The sequence below is a fragment of the Saccharospirillum impatiens DSM 12546 genome (assembly GCF_000423605.1).
Lineage (GTDB): Bacteria > Pseudomonadota > Gammaproteobacteria > Pseudomonadales > Natronospirillaceae > Saccharospirillum > Saccharospirillum impatiens.
Map to the genome: position 1 here is coordinate 39100 of NZ_AUIH01000028.1, position 18038 is coordinate 57137.

Annotated in this window: 15 protein-coding genes; 8 read left to right on the forward strand and 7 right to left on the reverse strand. The window is 53.7% G+C overall.

What is annotated here, in order from left to right:
• Positions 1–62: 62 nt before the first annotated feature.
• From G565_RS0114235 to G565_RS0114250, 4 genes are read right to left on the reverse strand one after another with little or no spacing between them, the layout of a single operon-like run.
• The gene (locus G565_RS0114235; RefSeq protein WP_084649401.1) at positions 63–809 is read right to left on the reverse strand and encodes a response regulator transcription factor; all 747 of its coding nucleotides are present in this window, start codon (positions 807–809) and stop codon (positions 63–65) included.
• Between the two features lie 10 nt (positions 810–819).
• The gene (locus G565_RS0114240; RefSeq protein ID WP_169579658.1) at positions 820–1926 is read right to left on the reverse strand and encodes a tetratricopeptide repeat protein; all 1107 of its coding nucleotides are present in this window, start codon (positions 1924–1926) and stop codon (positions 820–822) included.
• A complete protein-coding gene (locus G565_RS27235; protein WP_211227185.1) occupies positions 1880–2377 on the reverse strand; it encodes a hypothetical protein in 498 nt (165 codons plus the stop codon). The genes G565_RS0114240 and G565_RS27235 overlap by 47 nt, the downstream gene beginning before the upstream one ends.
• Positions 2374–3915, reverse strand: a complete 1542-nt coding sequence (locus G565_RS0114250; protein ID WP_028671514.1) for an ATP-binding protein — start codon at positions 3913–3915, stop codon at positions 2374–2376. Before G565_RS0114250 ends, G565_RS27235 begins: the two co-directional genes overlap by 4 nt.
• Before the next feature lie 182 nt (positions 3916–4097).
• On the opposite strand from G565_RS0114250, the gene G565_RS26815 reads away from it, so the two are divergent.
• Entirely contained in the window at positions 4098–5114 is a 1017-nt protein-coding gene (locus G565_RS26815) for a hypothetical protein (RefSeq protein ID WP_051207941.1), read from the forward strand.
• A gap of 67 nt (positions 5115–5181) precedes the next feature.
• Here the strand turns inward: G565_RS26815 and G565_RS0114260 are convergent, their stop codons facing one another.
• Together G565_RS0114260 and G565_RS0114265 are read right to left on the reverse strand one after the other, a co-directional pair.
• The gene (locus G565_RS0114260) at positions 5182–6501 is read right to left on the reverse strand and encodes a peptidoglycan-binding protein (protein WP_028671515.1); all 1320 of its coding nucleotides are present in this window, start codon (positions 6499–6501) and stop codon (positions 5182–5184) included.
• 14 nt (positions 6502–6515) lie between these two features.
• On the reverse strand, positions 6516–7349 hold the full coding sequence (locus tag G565_RS0114265) for a hypothetical protein (RefSeq protein ID WP_028671516.1): 834 nt from the start codon (positions 7347–7349) through the stop codon (positions 6516–6518).
• 406 nt (positions 7350–7755) lie between these two features.
• Here G565_RS0114265 and glpK point away from each other — a divergent pair, with 406 nt between their 5' ends.
• Positions 7756–9240 carry a glycerol kinase GlpK gene (glpK, locus tag G565_RS0114270; RefSeq protein ID WP_028671517.1) on the forward strand — a complete coding sequence of 495 codons (1485 nt, stop codon included), beginning with the start codon at positions 7756–7758 and terminating at the stop codon, positions 9238–9240.
• Positions 9241–9267: 27 nt separating this feature from the next.
• On the opposite strand, the gene G565_RS24255 is transcribed toward glpK, so the two are convergent.
• Complete coding sequence (locus tag G565_RS24255; protein WP_051207942.1) at positions 9268–11319, reverse strand: sigma-54-dependent Fis family transcriptional regulator; 2052 nt, start codon at positions 11317–11319, stop codon at positions 9268–9270.
• 572 nt (positions 11320–11891) lie between these two features.
• Here G565_RS24255 and G565_RS0114285 point away from each other — a divergent pair.
• The 6 genes from G565_RS0114285 to G565_RS0114310 all read left to right on the forward strand — a co-directional run bounded on the left by G565_RS0114285 (position 11892) and on the right by G565_RS0114310 (position 17948).
• Complete coding sequence (locus G565_RS0114285; protein ID WP_028671518.1) at positions 11892–12980, forward strand: ABC transporter ATP-binding protein; 1089 nt, start codon at positions 11892–11894, stop codon at positions 12978–12980.
• A 2-nt stretch (positions 12981–12982) separates the two neighbouring features.
• A complete protein-coding gene (locus G565_RS0114290; RefSeq protein ID WP_028671519.1) occupies positions 12983–14083 on the forward strand; it encodes an ABC transporter ATP-binding protein in 1101 nt (366 codons plus the stop codon).
• On the forward strand, positions 14076–14963 hold the full coding sequence (locus tag G565_RS0114295) for a carbohydrate ABC transporter permease (RefSeq protein WP_028671520.1): 888 nt from the start codon (positions 14076–14078) through the stop codon (positions 14961–14963). Before G565_RS0114290 ends, G565_RS0114295 begins: the two co-directional genes overlap by 8 nt.
• 5 nt (positions 14964–14968) lie before the next feature.
• Positions 14969–15856 carry a carbohydrate ABC transporter permease gene (locus G565_RS0114300; protein WP_084649402.1) on the forward strand — a complete coding sequence of 296 codons (888 nt, stop codon included), beginning with the start codon at positions 14969–14971 and terminating at the stop codon, positions 15854–15856.
• 14 nt (positions 15857–15870) lie between these two features.
• Positions 15871–16143 carry a DUF2160 domain-containing protein gene (locus G565_RS0114305; RefSeq protein ID WP_028671522.1) on the forward strand — a complete coding sequence of 91 codons (273 nt, stop codon included), beginning with the start codon at positions 15871–15873 and terminating at the stop codon, positions 16141–16143.
• A 71-nt stretch (positions 16144–16214) separates the two neighbouring features.
• Positions 16215–17948 carry an ABC transporter substrate-binding protein gene (locus G565_RS0114310; protein ID WP_028671523.1) on the forward strand — a complete coding sequence of 578 codons (1734 nt, stop codon included), beginning with the start codon at positions 16215–16217 and terminating at the stop codon, positions 17946–17948.
• Positions 17949–18038 lie beyond the last annotated feature (90 nt).

Below are 18038 nucleotides of genomic sequence, written 5' to 3' on the forward strand. Positions count from 1 at the left end.
AGATGGTCGCCCAGTTTATGAAAATGACGCGGCGCTGACAAATTAGACCGGCCAATACCGGTTTAGAAGGGCGATTCCACCAGCAAGTAACCTTTACCCCGGACCGTTCGTATCGCGTTTTCCAAGCCAAGCTTCTGGCGAATGCCGGATACCAGGATATCCACGGTACGCGAGACACCGTCGTATTCAATGCCACGCAGGGACTGCATGATGTCGTCCCGACTGTGAATCACTCCGGGCTGATCATACAGCAGACAAAGCAGATTGAATTCCGGTTGAGTCAGTTCAACATCCCGGCCCTGGCAGGTGACCTTGAGGTTGCGTTTATCAACGTTCAGCCAGTCGAGCAGGGCGCCATCGCCAGCTCCCGGCCGGTCATTTATCCGACGGCTGCGGCGCAAGTGTGCCTTGATTCGCGCCAGCAAGACCCGGGGTTCCACCGGCTTGGTCAGGTAATCATCGGCACCCAGCTCAAGCCCGAGTATTTCGTCGAGCGATTCTCCGCGTGCCGTCAGAAACAATATGGGCCCTTGATAAAAGCGCTGGATCTGCCGACAGACTTCCAGGCCGTCTTGCCCTGGTAGCATGATGTCCAGAATCACCAAATCCGGATTCCAGGCCTGAATGCGCTCGGGTGCTTGCAAGCCATCAGCAACGGTCAGCACTTCAAATCCTTCCCGGGTCAGGTATTGCCGGGTCAGGTCGCTCAACGCGACATCGTCCTCAACCAGCGCCAGGCGTCCGTAACTCACCGGAGTGGAGTGTTGTTCGTCTTGAGGCGGATTATCGCGGGTGTGTGTGTGGGTCATGGTCGGCTTCCTATGGGGTCCATCGCAGGCTGATTGATGCAGCATAGCCCAACGGGTCGCGGGTGGTCAGGTCATTCAGGTCAAAACGCAGGCGTAACCGCCAGTCCGGTGCGGCTTGCCAAATCACCCGGTTTTCCAATCCAAGTTCTTCACGGGACAGCGACTGAACCAGATTGAACTCAGTTTCCCAGTCGTTAAAGTCGCTGGTCAGGCCAACACCCACGTCGTGGGCGGTTGACGAGTTGGTATCGACGTTCAGGTGTTCGCCTTCCCAGAATACACTCAACCGACTGCGAGATCCCAGGGTTGTTGACACCAGGGCAAGGCTGTCAGTCTCGAAGCCCTGGTCGTGCCAGAATTGATCGTGGGCAAGGCGTAAACGAAAAGCTCCCATGCTTTGTGCATAGGCGGCCCGGCCCAGCCATCCGTCCAGGGAGTCGTCGTGTTGCCAGCCCAGTGTCAGCTGTACGATGGCTTTGGGACTTCTCACTGAAAAGCCGCCTTCGAGACGTCCGAGCCAGGGGGTGTCGTTTCTCTGCGGGTAATATCGGGACAATGCTGTCGCCCGAATCAGGGGCCGCACCGTATACGATTGCCGGTTTGAGTAGTAGACCGTTTTGGGCAGCAACATCTGTCCCTGGCCGCCGACCTGGCTGTAGCCACTGTCGGTCAGATCCGACTGCCCCGCGCTGAGTTCCAGATAGCTGCTGAATTGATAGTCACTGACCGCCTGAGCGTCCTGCGCCTGAATCAGGAGTACCTGGGTATTGATGCGTACACGTACCGGCAAGTCAGGATCGGCGAGTACTTCAGTCAAATATCGCTCGGCCGTGTCAGGCTGGTTGAGCTGCAAATAGAGTACCGCCAGTTCAAGCTTGAGGCGAGTGGCCGTAGGGTTTTGGCTGTGCAGCGCTTCCAGGTCGATGATTGCCTGAACCATGTTGCCATCCGCTTGCAACTGTTGAATGGCATTCAGTTCTTCCGACCAGTCAGTTTCGGCCACAACGGCACCCGGTAACAGTACCAGCAGCCATAGGCAAAGTCGCAGGGGCTGATACCAGTAAAAACGCTCAGACATCTTCTGCTTCTTCATCTTCTGGTTCGTCATCCATGTCATCGTCATCATCCAGACCGGTATCATCACTCAGATCATCGTCGTCGTCATCAAGATCATCATCAATATCATCGTCTTCTATGTTGCTCGTACCGGACTCGTCGCCCAATGACTCGTACCAGGATTCAAACTGGTCGTCGGTCCAGTCTTCCGGGAGTGACAACAGTGTGTCGAGCGACAACGATTGCCGCTCGTCTGGCGCGAGTTGGCTAAGCCAACGTTCCAGCAGGCGTTCTTGAGTTGTGCCAGAGGCACCAGCCCGGTCAGCGATCAATTGATCCAGCTGTTGTGACAAGTCTTCAAGCGACCGGACGTCGTTTTGGGATTCAAGCAGGTTATCTGGCAGGTCGTCCCATTCTCCCCAGTCATCATCGGCCCAGACTGCGCTAATGGCGATCAACAGCGCAGTCGCCATCACAGCGCAGGGTCGAATGCAGGAGTGTAATCCTCTCACGGTGCCACCATGGTCCGGTCATTCAGTACGGGCAGTGAGACTGTTACTGCGGCGCCACCAAGTGGGCTGCGCCCAAGCGTCAGCTCACCCCGGTAGTGCCTGACCAGGGTGGCAACCAGCGTAAGCCCCATGCCGTGACCATTGTGGCTAAGGTTGCGTGCTTTATCGCCCCGGACAAATGGTTTGATGGCGTGATCAAGGCTCATGTCCCGAAACCCGGGGCCGTCGTCTTCTACGGTCAATACCAGGTGGGGAGGGCGGGCGCTCAGTGTAACTCGAGTCTGGCCCCGACCATACTGGAGGGCATTGCTGATCAGGTTACGGCACAGGCGACGCCAGTGATGAGCGTCGATACCCGCCCTGTTGATGTCTGCCAGCACCCGTTCGATGTGGCCATTACCGGGTTGCATGCGTTTGACCAGCTCGGATAATTCGTTGCTGACGAAGCAGTAAACCGCCTCTGTATGGGTGCCAGCCCCGGCATGTTTCTGGCTCAGTTGATGGTACAGCAACAGCTCATCGATGAGTTGATTCAGCTCGCGTACATCGCCCTGCAACTGTTTGGTCAGAGGGGCGTCCGGGTCGAGCATGGCCAGAGCGAATTGCATTCTGGCCAGTGGTGTCTTCAGGTCATGGGACACGGCCTGGTTGAGTTGCTGGCTTTGTTCGGCCAGCTGGATCAGGCGCTCGGCCATCGATTGAATGTGGTGCCACATCTCGGTCAGGGCATCGTTCTGTGGTTGCGACAGGTCGGGTGCTTCGCCGGTGTCTGCAATGGTGTCAATCGCCTGGTTCATAAGGGTCAACCGGTGTTGCAGCGGTTGCATCACCCGCCAGAGTGCCAAAGCCGTGACACATAAAAAACCAACCAGTATAAGCAGTGTCAAGTTGGGTGTCAGCCACACAAATTCCTGTAAAGGCCCTAGCCTCAGAGCTTGTTCCGAACCTGCAGGCACATACACAAAGAAGACCTTCAGGGCGTTGTTTCGATCGACCACTACCTGGCCATTGTCCAGATCGCGTTCCAGAACAAAGCCCAGGCCCTCGTTGCGCCAGCCCAGACGTTCTATGTCGATATCCAGGCTGGCGTTCAGTTCGGCGAGTCGTTGTTCCCGCTGTGCAGCAGGGACCAGAGACAGCTCGTTGGTGACCAGCAGTCCAAGGCCCGTTGCCAGGTGCTCCCAATCACTGATGCTGACATTTAATGCTTGCCGGTTATCGAGGGGGTGAGCATAAGCGACTGTCTCACCAACCCAGTCAACATCACTGAACTGCGCTCTCTGCAGTCGACCAACCGTACTGTGCCAATTAGTGCCGGTCAGCGTTGATACCAGTTCAAGCCAGGCCTGACGACGCTCGTCCGTATCCTGTCGCTGATACCCCTGTTGCACAAACTGAGCGGTGGCGCTGAGCAGCGGGTCGGAAAATCGTTTAAAACGAAAATCGTTGACCAGTGTTACCGCAATAAACAACGCCAGGCCGGCAATCATTAAGATACCAACCCAGGTGCTGTAAATTCTGGCGAATATTGAAAACATTAACTGCCCTCTTGGAGTCACCACTATAACGGTCCCGGGGCGCGCTGAGAACGCTTGCCAACAAACCCGGAACACTATTGAAACATGTCATACAAAGCTGACGAGTAGGCTTGATGGCGAGTCAAGGCAGCCAAAAGGGCGTCACATTGAGTGTGATTGATAGACAGGAAAAGGTGACATTGATGACTAAGCAAACTGAAACAACACAAACCAGCCAGATAGTTAAGCGCGCAGACAGTGCGACTGGACATCGGCCTCGCCCTCTGGCGCTGGCGATCCTGGCCGGCTCAGCAGCCTTGTTAACAGCCTGTAATCCCGGAGATGGATCAGGTTTTGGCCGCGCCTCTCTGGACATTCAGGCAACGGCACCCAGTTACAGCACCAACACCGTCCGCTCGTTGGCGGTAAGGAATGCGGACGAATCGGTAGTATTGCCAGTTATTGATACTCTTGGCGCCAAATCAGGTGATCTTACCTTGAATAAAGCCCTTATCGTCATACGCAGCATCGAGCTGGAGCAGGATGATGATCAGAACGACGATGATGATCAGGACGACGATGACGATGACATCAAGTTCGTTGGCCCTTTTGTTGTAAATCTGCTGACCAATGAAGTTACCCCCAGTCTCCCTGAGCTCAGTTTGCCACAGGGTCGTTACGATGAAGTGGAGATCGAATATGGTCCGCTGCGCAGTAGTGATCTTGGTGCGGATGGCGAACCGTTAGTGGACCAATTTCCGGACATTGGTGGTTACAGCCTCTATCTTGAGGGGCAGTACACGCCGGTTAATGGCGTTGCCAATGAAATCGACTTCCAGTTCACCTACGACGATGACGATGATTTCGAACTGTCCGGCTCTGACACCAGCCTGGGATTTGACGTCAATGGAGAGGTTGACCTGATTGTCGCTTTTCGAATGGCGCGTTGGTTCCGTTTTGATGATGACGAAACCAATGAAAATGGTGTGAATTTTGAAGATGCACATGAGGTAGGAACCAACACTATCTCCCTGGATGACGACGACAGCGCCAACGCCGCTGAAAAAGTGTTTGACGTGATCGAAGAAAACATCGAGGAGTCGGCCGACTACGGGGGCGATGACGACGATGACGGCGAACTGGATTCGGATGAAGACGACGACGATGATGACAGTGGCGACGACGACTGGGATGACTGGGACGATGATGACGACAGCTGATCCCGGAACCCCAACCTAACCCGTGTAAGACTTTGGCCAGACGCATGTCTGGCCTTTTTTTTACCGGCTAGCGGTTAGTAAGCTTGATCTCAATGCGCCGATTGTTCTGAAATGCCTCTTCAGTAAAGGCCGGATCAACGGGGTGGTGTTCACCAAAACCCGCCGCGGCCATTCTGTTTTGGTCGATTCCACGTTGCGCCAGATAGCGAACTACGGAAACCGCCCTGGCCGTTGACAGCTCCCAGTTGGAAGGGAAGCGTTCTGTGTTGATCGGGCGCTGGTCGGTATGTCCGTCAATACGCAGTATCCAGTTGATGTCGTCTGGAATCTCAGCAGCAATCTCCTCAAAGATATCCGCCAGTTTGTCCAATTCCCTCTGGCCTGCGATTCCCAGAGTGGCTGACGCCGACTCAAAAAACAGTTCGGAAGGCAACAGGAAGCGGTCACCCTCAACCCGAATGTTCGGGTTGTTGGCCAATGCCTGACGCAGACGGCCGAAGAAATCTGACCGATACTGTTCCAGTTCGTTGACGCGTTGAGCCAGAGCGGAATTTAACCGTTCGCCCAGATCAGCCAGCAATACTTCCTGGTCGGCTGTCAGTTCTTGCTCCAGAGCCAGTGCGGTACTGATTTGGTTAAGCTGGGCCTGCAAGGCATCTATCTGCTGACTCAGTCGGTCTATTTCAGCCTGAGCCCGTGCCGACAGTCGTTTCTCTTCAACCAGGGCTTCTTCGCCTTCTCCTACAATTGCGACCAGGTCCTCTATGCGCAGTTCCTGCTCGTCTATTTCTCTTTGGGCGAGCAGGGTGCGTTCTTCCTCAGTCGCCAGGCGAGCTTCCAGTGCCTGACTGCGATCCCTTAACGAGCCAACCAGCTCGTTTCGGGCGACCAGTTCGGTTTCCAACTGATCGACGGTCTCTTCGCTCTGGTTCAGGCGCGTCACCAGCCCGGCGATCTCCTGTTCCAGTTCAGCCCGTAATGCCCGCAAGGTAACGATATCCTGCTGCAGAGCGGCTTTTTCCCGCAACTGGACCTCGATGGTTTCGCGGTCGGTTTCGATGGTCTCCTCCAGTGCGGCCACCTGTTCTTCCAAGCCGGCCTGGCGCTGAAGGCTCTGGTTATATTGAGCGCGCAAAGAAACCAGTCGTTGATTCAGTGCTTCATTATTTTCTTCCTGCAGGCGCAGGGCATTGCTGATTTCAGCAAGGCGAGCGTTCAGCCGGTTGAGCTCAGCATCCCGGTCGGACACCGTTTCAGCCAGAAACACCTGTGCCAGCGTAAAAATCAGCAACATGAAAATGACCAGTAACAACAGGGCCGACAGTGCGTCGACATAGCCTGGCCAGACATTGACTGTGGATTGAGCGCGTCTGCGACTGCCTAACATCAGCGGGGCTCCGTTCAGTCGTCGTCAGAAAAACCCAGCTTTTCTTTCAGCTGGCGGTTTTCTTCTTCGAGGATCAGGAGTTCTTCGGCCAGTTCTTCACGGGCTTTTTGGGTCCGTGGCAGGCCGGGCTCATCGGTAAGATCGCGGGCGTCAATCAGGTTGGTCAGGCCTGTCAGCCATTCTTCGAGGCTGTCGTAAAACCGGTTTTGGGCATGGCCTGCCTGAATATCCAGAAACCCAAGTACCAATGACCCACCGAGACCAAGCAGTGAGGAGCTGAACGCCGTACCCATGCCTTCGAGCGGTCGTAGCAGGCCAGCTTGCAACTCACCAAACACTTGCTCGAAATCCTGATTGCCAATGTCCAGGTTAATAATGACCCGGCCAACCGCTTCAATGGTACCCAGCAGACCCCAGAACGTGCCCAACAGGCCCAGAAACACCAGCAGGCTAATCATATAGCGGGAAATTTCACGGGATTCATCAAGCCTCGACCGTATACCATCCAGTACGGTGCGCAGCGACATGGCCGAGAGTGTAAAGCGGTCACGCTTGAAGTCGTCACCCAACTGGCGAGCCAGCGGCTTTAACAGACGCGGCTCCTGCTTGACGGACAGGCCGCTGCGGCCGGTGCGGAACAGGGCGATCCATTGCAATTCAGGTCTTAAAATCAGTACCTGACGGTAGGTCAGGGCGATGCCGATCAGCAAAACCGCCAGAATCAGGGCGTTGAAGACCCAGTTGGCCATAAAGGCTGATTTGAGAGGTTCATAAATCAGAGCACAGACAGTTGCGACGATCAGCAGGTAGACCGTCATCCAGAAAAGGGTATGTTTGGGGTTGCTCATGAACACTCCTAGATACGACATCAGACGAACGCAAAGTACCTTAGCACACTGTTCTTAACGTTGTCCTACCGACTTTAATGAAGGGTGCAGGGTTTGAGTTTTAAGGTATCTATAGCCACACTGAGACAGTTAATGCAGGCAGTCACACTGCGATACTGTCGCAATATATGGGAGCGGGTACGGGCCGATACGATTTCCTGGCTGCGGAGTAAACCCGACCGCTAGTCTCGGATACAGCGGGATAATTAGGGGTCAGCTAGGGGTCAGCTAGGGGTCAGCTAGGGGTCAGCTAGGGGTCAGCGCAGTGCTATGGCGTCAAAAAACACTTTAAAGTTCGTTTCTGCGCGGATAAACTTGAATATCGAACAAAAAAGAAAATAGCGGCGTTACAAAATCCGGGGTTCCTATGACAGACTTACTTCTCGCCATTGATCAGGGCACGACCAGTACCCGTACCATACTCTTCAGTCGGCAGGGCGAGACCCTGGCCAGTGCACAGCAGGAATTCGAACAACACTTTCCAGACGATGGCTGGGTTGAGCACAACCCGGACGATATCTGGCGCTCTACGCTCGAGACGCTAACAGAGGTGTTGGCCGGGGCGGCTGATCATGACGGGACAATCCGCGCGCTGGGAATTACCAACCAGCGGGAAACCACGCTGGTGTGGAATCGCAAGACCGGTGAGGCGCTGTATAACGCCATTGTCTGGCAGGATCGGCGTACAGCACGTTCTTGTGAAGAACTCAGAGACCGTAAAACCGAAGGCTGGGTTCATGAGAAAACCGGTCTGTTGCTGGACCCTTACTTCTCGGCATCGAAAGTTGCCTGGATCCTCGACCACGTCAAGGGTGCCCGGGCTCAGGCTGAAGCCGGTGAACTGTTGTTTGGCACGGTCGATACTTACCTGATCTGGAAAATGACCGGTGGCAAACGACATGTCACCGATGCGACCAATGCGTCCCGTACCTTACTGTTCAATATACACACCCAGCAATGGGATTCCGCGTTGCTGGACCTGTTCCGCATTCCAGGATCGATGATGCCGACGGTGTTGGATTCCGCCGCCGATTTTGGCACGACCGACCCGGATATCGTAGGGGTCGAGCTACCGATTGCCGGTGTTGCTGGAGATCAGCAAGCCGCCTTGTTTGGCCAGTGTTGTTTCGATCAGGGTATGACCAAGAGCACCTATGGTACGGGCTGTTTCATGGTGATGAATACCGGATCCCAGCCAGTCAGTTCAAAGCACCGGTTACTGACCACAGTCGGGTATCGGCTGAACGGTCAGGTGACTTATGCGCTGGAAGGCTCCATTTTTATGGCCGGTGCTACCATGCAGTGGCTGCGGGACAAGATGGGCTTTATCAAACACGCGTCCGACAGCGAAGCTATGGCGAAGCAGGTAGGCCCTGACCAGCACGTTTATCTGGTCCCGGCTTTTACCGGGCTTGGCGCGCCCCACTGGGATCCGGATGCACGTGCCGCTTTGGTCGGCATGACGCGGGATACCGGGATTGAACACATTGTAACGGCGGGGTTGCAGTCTGTCGGCTATCAGACCGCTGATCTGCTCGGGGCCATGCTCGACGATGGAGCCATCGATGAAGTGGAGCTGCGCATTGATGGCGGAATGGCCGCGAATGATTGGGCAATGCAGTTTTTATCCAACGTGACCGATTCCAAAGTGACCCGCCCGGTCATCACGGAAACCACAGCGCTCGGCGCGGCTATGCTGGCCGGACTGCAGGTCGGTGTCTACAAGTCGACCCGCGAATTGTCTGAATTGTGGCAAGCAGACCGAACTTTCGACACGGACATGAAGTCGGATCAACGCAAACGGCTGGTTGCAGGCTGGCAGCGGGCGGTGAGATCGTCATTGCTGGACTGAACGAGTTGACCTGCCAGCGTCGGCGGGTCAGGTTCGGTATTTGTACACGGTATTGCGGCTGACTCCGGCTGCTTTTGCCGTTTTCGAGACGTTGCCGTGGTGCTCTTTCAGCAATCGGGGTATCAACCGTTCCAGAGGCTCAACCTCGGGCGTATTGCCCGGTTGATGGGGCCTGTCGAGTTCGTCAAAGAAATCGTCGGGCAGGTGCCAGTCTTCCAGCTCCTCTTCATCGGCCATGGCCATGCCTACCTTTAATACATGCACCAGTTGGCGCATATTGCCGGGCCAGGGGTGTTTGACCAGCATTTTGAGCAAGGCATCCGTTAAGGGCTGAGCCGGCTCTTCGAGGCGTAAGCGTTCGAACACGTAGCGGATCAGTTCAGCCTTGTCGGCCCGGTCGCGAAGCGATGGCAACTCAATGTTCAGTCCGGAAATCCGGTAATACAGATCCTCTCTGAAGCGCCCTGCGGTGACCTCGTCTTTAAGTATGCGGTTGGTGGCTGAAATCAGCTTGATGTCTACCGGAAACACCTCGGTTGAGCCCAATGGGGTGACCATTCGCTCCTGCAACACACGCAGCAGCCGGGACTGAACAGTCAGCGGCATTTCCCCGATTTCATCCAGAAAGAGGGTGCCCCGGTGCGCACGGCGTATCAGGCCGATGGAGCCTTTGTTTTGTGCCCCGGTAAAGGCGCCGCGTTCATAGCCAAAGAGTTCCGATTCGACCAGTTCAGAAGGAATGGCTGCGCAATTAACCGCGACCAGCATCTCATTCGCCCGGCTGCTGTGGTAGTGGAGACTGCGCACCAGAATTTCCTTCCCGGCACCGGTTTCACCATGAATCAGAATGGGAATGTCCTTTTCCATGATCTTGTGCGCCTGGCGAACGATACGCCTCACCCTGACGTCACCGTGTTCCAGTTCGGCCAATGGTATGACATTCGGCGGTAACGAACGTTCTATTCGCGTTTCCAGCCGCTCATGACCCGTCTCTGGTTCCTGCTGGGCAGGCACAGTGTCATTGGAGATCTCACTTTCCGTGTATGCACTCAAATCAAACGGAGCCTGAGTGTGGGCATTCACCGTAGCAGATGCTGTAACCGGCGGGGAATAATCGGCCCGGTTGCGAAAATCGGGCACTCGCATCACCGGAGCCAGTGGCGGTATCACCTTCACATAGATTTGAAACCGACCCATGGCGCGCAGCTTCATGGGTGCATTGGGCGGGTGGTGTTTGATCTCCCGCATCGAGCAATCAAACACCTGATTGATGTTCAGTAAGGCCAGATCCTGAGCCAGAACGACCTCGGCCCGGCGGTTGGCCGATACGATGACGCCATTGTCATCAAGCACCAGAATGCCAGACCAGTGACTGTCTAGGCTAACCACATTGGTGTTGAAGGTGAGAATGAAGTGGTCTTTCTGAAAAGCCGAATAGATCAGCCGGTTTTCCACGCTCAGCGACATCAGTTTGACCATGCCCAGTGTATGATCCTGAGGCAGGTAGGCATCGGATGAAATATCCAGGACGCCGACCAGGTCGTTCTTGGTGTCGTAGATTGGGGAGGCCGAGCCCACCATAAACCGGTTGGCACGCAAATAGTGCTCATCGCGACCCACTTGAATGGCGTGGCCAGTGATCAGTGCGGTGCCAATGGCGTTGGTGCCCACCCCGACTTCCGTCCACTGATTACCACCCACGAGCCCGTGTTCGGAAGCGGGCCCGAATCGCGATTGCCCCCAAGTATTGAGGACATGCCCTTGCCGGTCAGCCAGGACAATCATGCACGATGAATTGGTCAGGATGTTTTCGTAGTAGGGCAGAACCTCTTTCTCCGTCGTCTCCAGCAAACTGTGATGCTGTTCGACCCGGTCTTTGAGTTCTCCTTTTGGAAGCGTGGCAAAATCTGGCTGGCTGCCATGATCCAGACCGTATTGCTCACACCGGTACCACGACTCCTGAATCACATCTTTGTGATCTTTAGTGTTCGTATCGAGACTCTCATGTCCTGTGAAATCAGGATCTGGCTGTGCGTTTTGTTGTTGTATAGGTGGCTCTGAATGTTCGTTTCTGTCCATTTCAGCTCTCGTACCGCTGATTTTCTGGGTGGAGCGACAAGCCACGCTGAACATTCTGCATTGGTTTGCGATCAAGTCAACTGTCAAGCAGTGTTCAGTGGCATCTGTTTGATTGGCCGGGGCAAGAATCTACCGCTTGATTGCAGGCCTGCTCGAATCCGCTCTTGCCCGTTACCCATCGGGTGATGTTAATCCGAATGTTCACGAAAGTGTTCAAATTGACGGCTGGCTTGAACACTTTGAACAGTTTTGAACAGTTGCGGGTGTGTCGGCAGATTCATTGAAATTGGCGCTTTTTCCGATGCACCGGGCGGTGAGTCCCGCAGGAAGACGCTGTCGGGAAATATTCGGTAATTTTCGTTTTCGTTGGCACGAGTCTTGTAATACCCATGTCATAGAGCAAGAGAACCCGGTCTGGGCGCGGCAAGCCAACAGCGCAGTGACCGGTTTTCAGCAAGACACACGGTTGTTGACCGACATAAAAATAAAAAGCCGATCAGGCTATTCACCCCCGCTCAACCTTTGAGTGGGGGATTGCAAGATTAAACAATAACGACAAAAAGGTAAGTGCCATGTCATTGACGCTGCAAAATGTGTCACGGGTTGTCGATGGAGAGACCTGGATTTCCGATGTCAATCTGACACTGGAACCAGGCTCCTTCAACGTATTGCTGGGGCGGACACTCTCTGGCAAGACAACGCTGATGCGCCTGATGGCAGGGCTGGACCGCCCTTCCAAAGGTAAGATACTGATGAATGGGGTCGATGTTACGGGCGTACCGGTGCGTGAACGAAACATCTCTATGGTGTATCAACAGTTCATCAATTATCCCAATTTGTCCGTTTACGAGAACATTGCCTCGCCATTGAGGCTGGCGAAGCTCGATAAGGGGGCGCTTGATCGGCGTGTTCGTGAAACCGCCGAAATGCTGGGCATTGATTCCATGCTGGACCGGTTGCCGCTGGAATTGTCCGGGGGGCAGCAACAACGGACCGCCATGGCCCGAGCGCTGGTCAAAGATGCACAAATTGTGCTGTTTGACGAGCCGCTGGTCAATCTCGACTACAAATTACGCGAAGGGCTGAGAGAAGAGCTGCGCTCTTTGTTTAAGGCCCGTAATTGCATCGCGGTTTATGCGACTACAGAACCTAACGAAGCGCTGGCGCTGGGTGGGAACACAGCGGTTTTGCATGAGGGGCGTCTGTTGCAAATGGGGCCAACGGCTCAGGTTTACCACAAACCCCGCGACATCATCACCGCAGAGATGTTTTCAGAGCCGCCAATCAACGTGGTGCCTGGTGAAGTGACCGAGAATGAAGTTACGTTTGATCAGGACGTGCACTTTCAACTCAATAATGATCTGAAAATGCTCAAGCCAGGTCATTACCAGTTTGGTGTTCGGGCTTCGCACATCGGGCTGGTCCCCCATTCTGACGACGATCTTGAACTACCGGTCAGAGTCGATCTGGCAGAACTGTCGGGCTCGGAAACCTTTTTGCACGTACGTAACCCGCACTTTGAACTGGTGCTGCATCTGTCCGGCGTTCATGAGTACGACGTTGATCAGGAAATAAAAATCTACTTTCCAACACACAAACTCTACGCCTTCGACACCGAGGGACACCTGGTCCATTCACCTGCTCGATTGCTGGAGGCCTGACCATGGCGCAAATTACGCTGAATTCCCTGGCACATTCCTACAGTGCGAATCCGCAGGGCCCGGAAGATTATGCCATTCGTGAAATGCAGCATGTTTGGGAGCAGGGCGGTGCTTACGCGCTACTTGGTCCCTCAGGTTGTGGGAAGTCGACGCTCCTGAACATTATCTCAGGCCTGCTTCAACCGTCGAACGGAGAAATCCTGTTCGATGATATCCGTGTGAATGACCTGAAACCCGAGCAACGAAACATCGCGCAGGTTTTTCAGTTCCCGGTGGTGTACGACACCATGACCGTGTTCGACAACCTTGCCTTTCCATTGCGTAACATTGGTGTCCCTGAGCACAAGGTTAAATCGAAGGTCTACGAAGTAGCCGAAGTGCTTGAACTGACCGAGCAGCTGAAACGCAAGGCGAAAGGCCTCAGCGCCGACCAGAAGCAGAAGGTATCGATGGGGCGCGGACTGGTACGTGATGATGTGTCGGCCATTTTGTTTGATGAGCCACTGACGGTGATTGACCCTCAATTGAAGTGGAAACTGCGTCGCAAACTCAAGCAAATACACAAGCAGTTCAATACGACCATGGTGTACGTCACGCATGATCAGTTGGAAGCATCGACTTTCGCGGACAAGATCGCGTTGATGTATGAGGGGCAGATTGTTCAGTTTGGAACACCCCGCGAATTGTTTGAAAGTCCCAGGCACACCTTTGTTGGTTACTTTATTGGCAGTCCCGGTATGAATTTCATCAGGCCCGAACTCACGTCTCGTGGGCTTGAATTCGAAGGCCAGTTGATGCCGGTCAACGAAGAAATGATCGAGAAGATTCGCAAGCTGGGTACCTCCAATATCAAACTGGGCATTCGTCCCGAATTCGTTCACGTATGGACGGAAGCCAACGACGATGCGTTTGAAGTCACTATCGGTGACATTGAAGACCTGGGAACCTACCGGATTATGTCCTTCATGTTCGGTTCGATTCCCATGAAAGCCCGTCTGCATGAAGACCAGAAAGTCCCGGTTAAAAATGCCAGGGTAAGCTTTCCGGAGCAGTGGCTGAAAGTCTATGTCGACGAGTATTTGCTGGAGCTGACCCATGAATAAAATAGAAAGTAACAAGGGCTGGCTGTTCGTTTTGCCCGTTTTTATTGTCGTGGCCTTTTCGGCCGTCATTCCCCTGATGACCGTGGTCAATTACTCGGTACAGGATGTGTTTGATGCCAATACACGATTCTTTACCGGCACGGAATGGTATCGGGACATGCTGAACAATCCTCAGTTGCAGGGAGCATTGATTCGACAGTTCATCTTTTCCTTTACCATCCTGGCGATTGAAGTTCCTTTGGGCATTCTGGTCGCACTGATGATGCCCAAAAAAGGATGGCAAGCGTCTCTGGCCCTGGTGCTGGTGTCGCTTCCATTGCTGATCCCGCTGAACGTGGTGGGCACAATCTGGCAGGTATTCACCCGAACAGACATTGGTTTGATGGGGTGGGGCATTCGAGAGTTGGGGTACGCCTATAACATCTCCCGTAATTCGGGTGACGCCTGGGCAACGATAATTCTGATGGATGTCTGGCATTGGACACCGTTGATTGCGTTACTGTGCTACAGCGGTTTGAGAGCGATTCCCGAGGCGTATTATCAGGCTGCCAGAATTGATCAGGCGTCCCGCTGGGCTGTGTTTCGCTTCATCCAGCTCCCCAAGCTCATTAACGTGTTGGTTATCGGGGTTCTGATTCGCTTTATGGATTCGTTCATGATTTATGCCGAACCCTTTGTGTTAACCGGCGGTGGTCCGGGCAGCTCGACGACTTTTCTGAGTCAGGCGCTAACAGCCATGGCCATCGGACAATTTGATCTGGGCCCCGCTGCTGCTTTCTCCATTATCTACTTTCTGATTATTTTGGCGGTGAGTTTCGTGTTCTACACCACCATCATGCACATGCAGAAAGACAAAACGACCAGTAAGAGCGGGGAGTAACGCTAATGACACAATCTACCGCGACCGGGCAAACCGTATCGACGCCTAAATCCAGGCAGTCCGCATTGGCCAATGCCCGGTATAAGAAAGAGTCTGCATTGAAGTCAAATATTGGGCTGACGGTCTATCTGATCCTGCTGATTCTTCCAATCTACTGGCTGGTTAATATGTCCTTCAAGACCAACCAGGAAATATTGGGCGCTCTGACATTTTTCCCGGCAGATTTTACGCTGGCGAACTACAAGCAAATTCTGACCGATCCGAGCTGGTACAACGGTTATATCAATTCAATGACCTATGTCGCCATGAACATGACCATCAGTCTGCTGGTGGCATTGCCGGCAGCTTACGCTTTCAGTCGCTACAAGTTTGTGGGTGACAAGCATCTGTTCTTTTGGTTGCTCACCAACAAGATGGCACCGCCAGCCGTATTCGCTTTGCCATTCTTTCAGCTCTATTCGTCGATTGGCCTGTTTGATACTCACATCGCCGTTGCACTGGCGCATTGCCTGTTCAACGTGGCATTGGCGGTCTGGATTCTAGAGGGCTTTATGTCGGGTGTACCCATTGAAATTGATGAGACGGCTTATATCGACGGTTATAAGTTCTGGAACTTTTTTATCAAGATATACATCCCACTCATCCGTTCAGGCATAGGTGTAACTGCCTTCTTCCTGTTCATGTTTTCCTGGATTGAGTTGCTGTTGGCTCGGACTCTGACAGCAACAAATGCACAACCCATCCAAGCCATTATGACGCGAACGGCAGGGGCATCCGGTATTGACTGGGGTCTGCTGGCAGCGGCCGGTGTGTTGACCATCCTGCCCGGAATTCTGGTCATTTATTTTGTTCGTAACCACGTTGCCAAGGGCTTTGCCCTGGGCCGCACCTGATCAGGAGATTTACCATGAATTGGATGGTTTGGACAATGCCGACAGCCGGGTTTTTTTCTGGAATCGCCCTGCTTCTGGCTGGCATGACGGTTTGGCAATACTTCTCGCCGTCTGTCGAACGCAAAGGTTTCCTGCCGATTGTAACCACTCGGGGGGATCGGCTATTCATCGGTTTGCTCACCAGTGCCTATTTGCATCTGGGAATTATTGGGTTTACCGAGTTTCATGTTTTGGTAGCGACTGCCTTGTCAGTCATCTGGATAGCAATCCTGATGCGTTGGGGTTGATCCCAAAAGTAGCGAATGTAAGGACGAAGTAAGTAAAGGGATGTAAATCAAGAAACGTTAATGAGGTCATCATGAACAATAAAAAGATGAAGTACCTATCACTACTTATATCAGGATCCTTTCTGGTAGCAGCTCATACACAGGCTGAAGATCAATACCGTGAGGCAGCTGAGCGCTGGGTTGACAACAATTTTCAGCGCTCGACCCTAAGCCGGGAAGAGCAGATTGCGGAACTCGAGTGGTTTATCCAGGCTTCTGAGCCTTTCCGTGGTATGGAGATCAGTACGGTCGCAGAAGGTCTGACCACGCACGAGTATGAATCCAGTGTGTTGGCTGAGGCCTTTGCGGAGATTACCGGTATCCAGGTAACGCATAACATCATCGGTGAAGGTGATGTTGTGAATACCATGCAGACACAGATGCAATCCGATCGAAGTATTTATGACGCGTTCGTGAATGACTCCGATGTGATCGGTACACACCTGCGTTATGGCAAGACGGTTGCTATCTCGGATGCTATGGAAAACGAGTGGCGCGAGTTTACCAACCCGGGTCTGGATCTCGATGACTTTATTGGTATTCAGTACACGACCGGACCTGATAACAAGATCTATCAGTTGCCTACCCAGCAGTTTGCAAACCTATACTGGTTTCGGGCCGACTGGTTCGAGCGTGAAGATCTGAAAGCGGCCTTCCGTGATGAGTATGGCTACGAGTTGGGTGTTCCGTTGAACTGGTCCGCTTATGAGGACATTGCTGCGTTCTTCACCGGTCGCGAAATCGATGGTCAGACGGTCTATGGCCACATGGATTACGGTCGTCGGGATCCGTCACTCGGATGGCGTTTCCACGATTCCTGGTTCTCAATGGCAGGTATGGGCGACCCTGGCTTGCCATTTGGTAACCCGGTTGATGACTGGGGCATTCGTGTCAATGAATCGGGTAACCCGGTTGGTGCCAGCGTAACCCGCGGTGGCGCTACCAACTCGCCTGCTTCCGAGTATGCGTTGCGCAAGATGGTTGACTGGTTGCGTGACTATGCACCACCGGAAGCCCAGGGCATGACATTTGGCGAAGCCGGACCGGTTCCAGCCCAGGGTAATGTGGCACAGCAGGCGTTCTGGTACACCGCCTTTACGGCTGACATGATCGATCCGTCTTTGCCCGTTACAGAAGATGACGGTGCACCCAAGTGGCGGATGGCGCCTTCACCGGTAGGACCCTACTGGGAAGAGGGCATGAAAGTGGGCTATCAGGACGTGGGTGCCTGGACTTTCTTTGACTCCACTCCTGAAGATCGCCGCACAGCAGCCTGGTTGTTTGCCCAGTTCACTGTTTCAAAAACGGTATCACTGGAAAAAACCATCCGGGGTCTGACGCCTATTCGTCGCTCTGATATCAATTCTGACGAGATGACCGAACTGGCGCCGAAGCTGGGCGGACTGGTTGAATTCTATCGTAGCCCGAACGAAAGCATGTGGACCCCCTCTGGTACCAATGTTCCAGACTATCCGCGTCTTGCCCCGCTGTGGTGGCAGAATCTTGCTCCTGCAGTCAGTGGTGAAATTTCTGCCCAGGAAGCATTGGATAATCTGGCCGCTGCGATCGACAACACCATGAGTCGCCTGGCTCGTGCCAATGTCTTTGAACAGTACGCGCCGATTTTGAACGAAGAGCGTGATGCCCAGTACTGGTTTGACCAGCCTGGAGCGCCCAAAGCACGACTCGAAAACGAAAAGCCGCAAGGCCGCACTCAGCCATACGATGAAATGATGGCTGAATGGATGGCCGCCGGTACCCTCTAGTTAGTGCCCGTCCATAAACGGCTAAGCTTCTGAAAATAAAAGAAAAATCTCGATCAGAGGGTTAAAAAGGCCCTAATACTTTGTAGAATT

What these genes read in the sequence shown, in the direction of transcription:
- G565_RS0114235 (WP_084649401.1), bottom strand. Translation starts at nt 809, where the DNA reads ATGACCCACACACACACCCGCGATAATCCGCCTCAAGACGAACAACAC.
- G565_RS0114240 (WP_169579658.1), bottom strand. Translation starts at nt 1,926, where the DNA reads ATGACATGGATGACGAACCAGAAGATGAAGAAGCAGAAGATGTCTGAG.
- G565_RS0114250 (WP_028671514.1), bottom strand. Translation starts at nt 3,915, where the DNA reads ATGTTTTCAATATTCGCCAGAATTTACAGCACCTGGGTTGGTATCTTA.
- G565_RS26815 (WP_051207941.1), top strand. Translation starts at nt 4,098, where the DNA reads ATGACTAAGCAAACTGAAACAACACAAACCAGCCAGATAGTTAAGCGC.
- G565_RS0114260 (WP_028671515.1), bottom strand. Translation starts at nt 6,501, where the DNA reads ATGTTAGGCAGTCGCAGACGCGCTCAATCCACAGTCAATGTCTGGCCA.
- G565_RS0114265 (WP_028671516.1), bottom strand. Translation starts at nt 7,349, where the DNA reads ATGAGCAACCCCAAACATACCCTTTTCTGGATGACGGTCTACCTGCTG.
- glpK (WP_028671517.1), top strand. Translation starts at nt 7,756, where the DNA reads ATGACAGACTTACTTCTCGCCATTGATCAGGGCACGACCAGTACCCGT.
- G565_RS24255 (WP_051207942.1), bottom strand. Translation starts at nt 11,319, where the DNA reads ATGGACAGAAACGAACATTCAGAGCCACCTATACAACAACAAAACGCA.
- G565_RS0114285 (WP_028671518.1), top strand. Translation starts at nt 11,892, where the DNA reads ATGTCATTGACGCTGCAAAATGTGTCACGGGTTGTCGATGGAGAGACC.
- G565_RS0114290 (WP_028671519.1), top strand. Translation starts at nt 12,983, where the DNA reads ATGGCGCAAATTACGCTGAATTCCCTGGCACATTCCTACAGTGCGAAT.
- G565_RS0114295 (WP_028671520.1), top strand. Translation starts at nt 14,076, where the DNA reads ATGAATAAAATAGAAAGTAACAAGGGCTGGCTGTTCGTTTTGCCCGTT.
- G565_RS0114300 (WP_084649402.1), top strand. Translation starts at nt 14,969, where the DNA reads ATGACACAATCTACCGCGACCGGGCAAACCGTATCGACGCCTAAATCC.
- G565_RS0114305 (WP_028671522.1), top strand. Translation starts at nt 15,871, where the DNA reads ATGAATTGGATGGTTTGGACAATGCCGACAGCCGGGTTTTTTTCTGGA.
- G565_RS0114310 (WP_028671523.1), top strand. Translation starts at nt 16,215, where the DNA reads ATGAACAATAAAAAGATGAAGTACCTATCACTACTTATATCAGGATCC.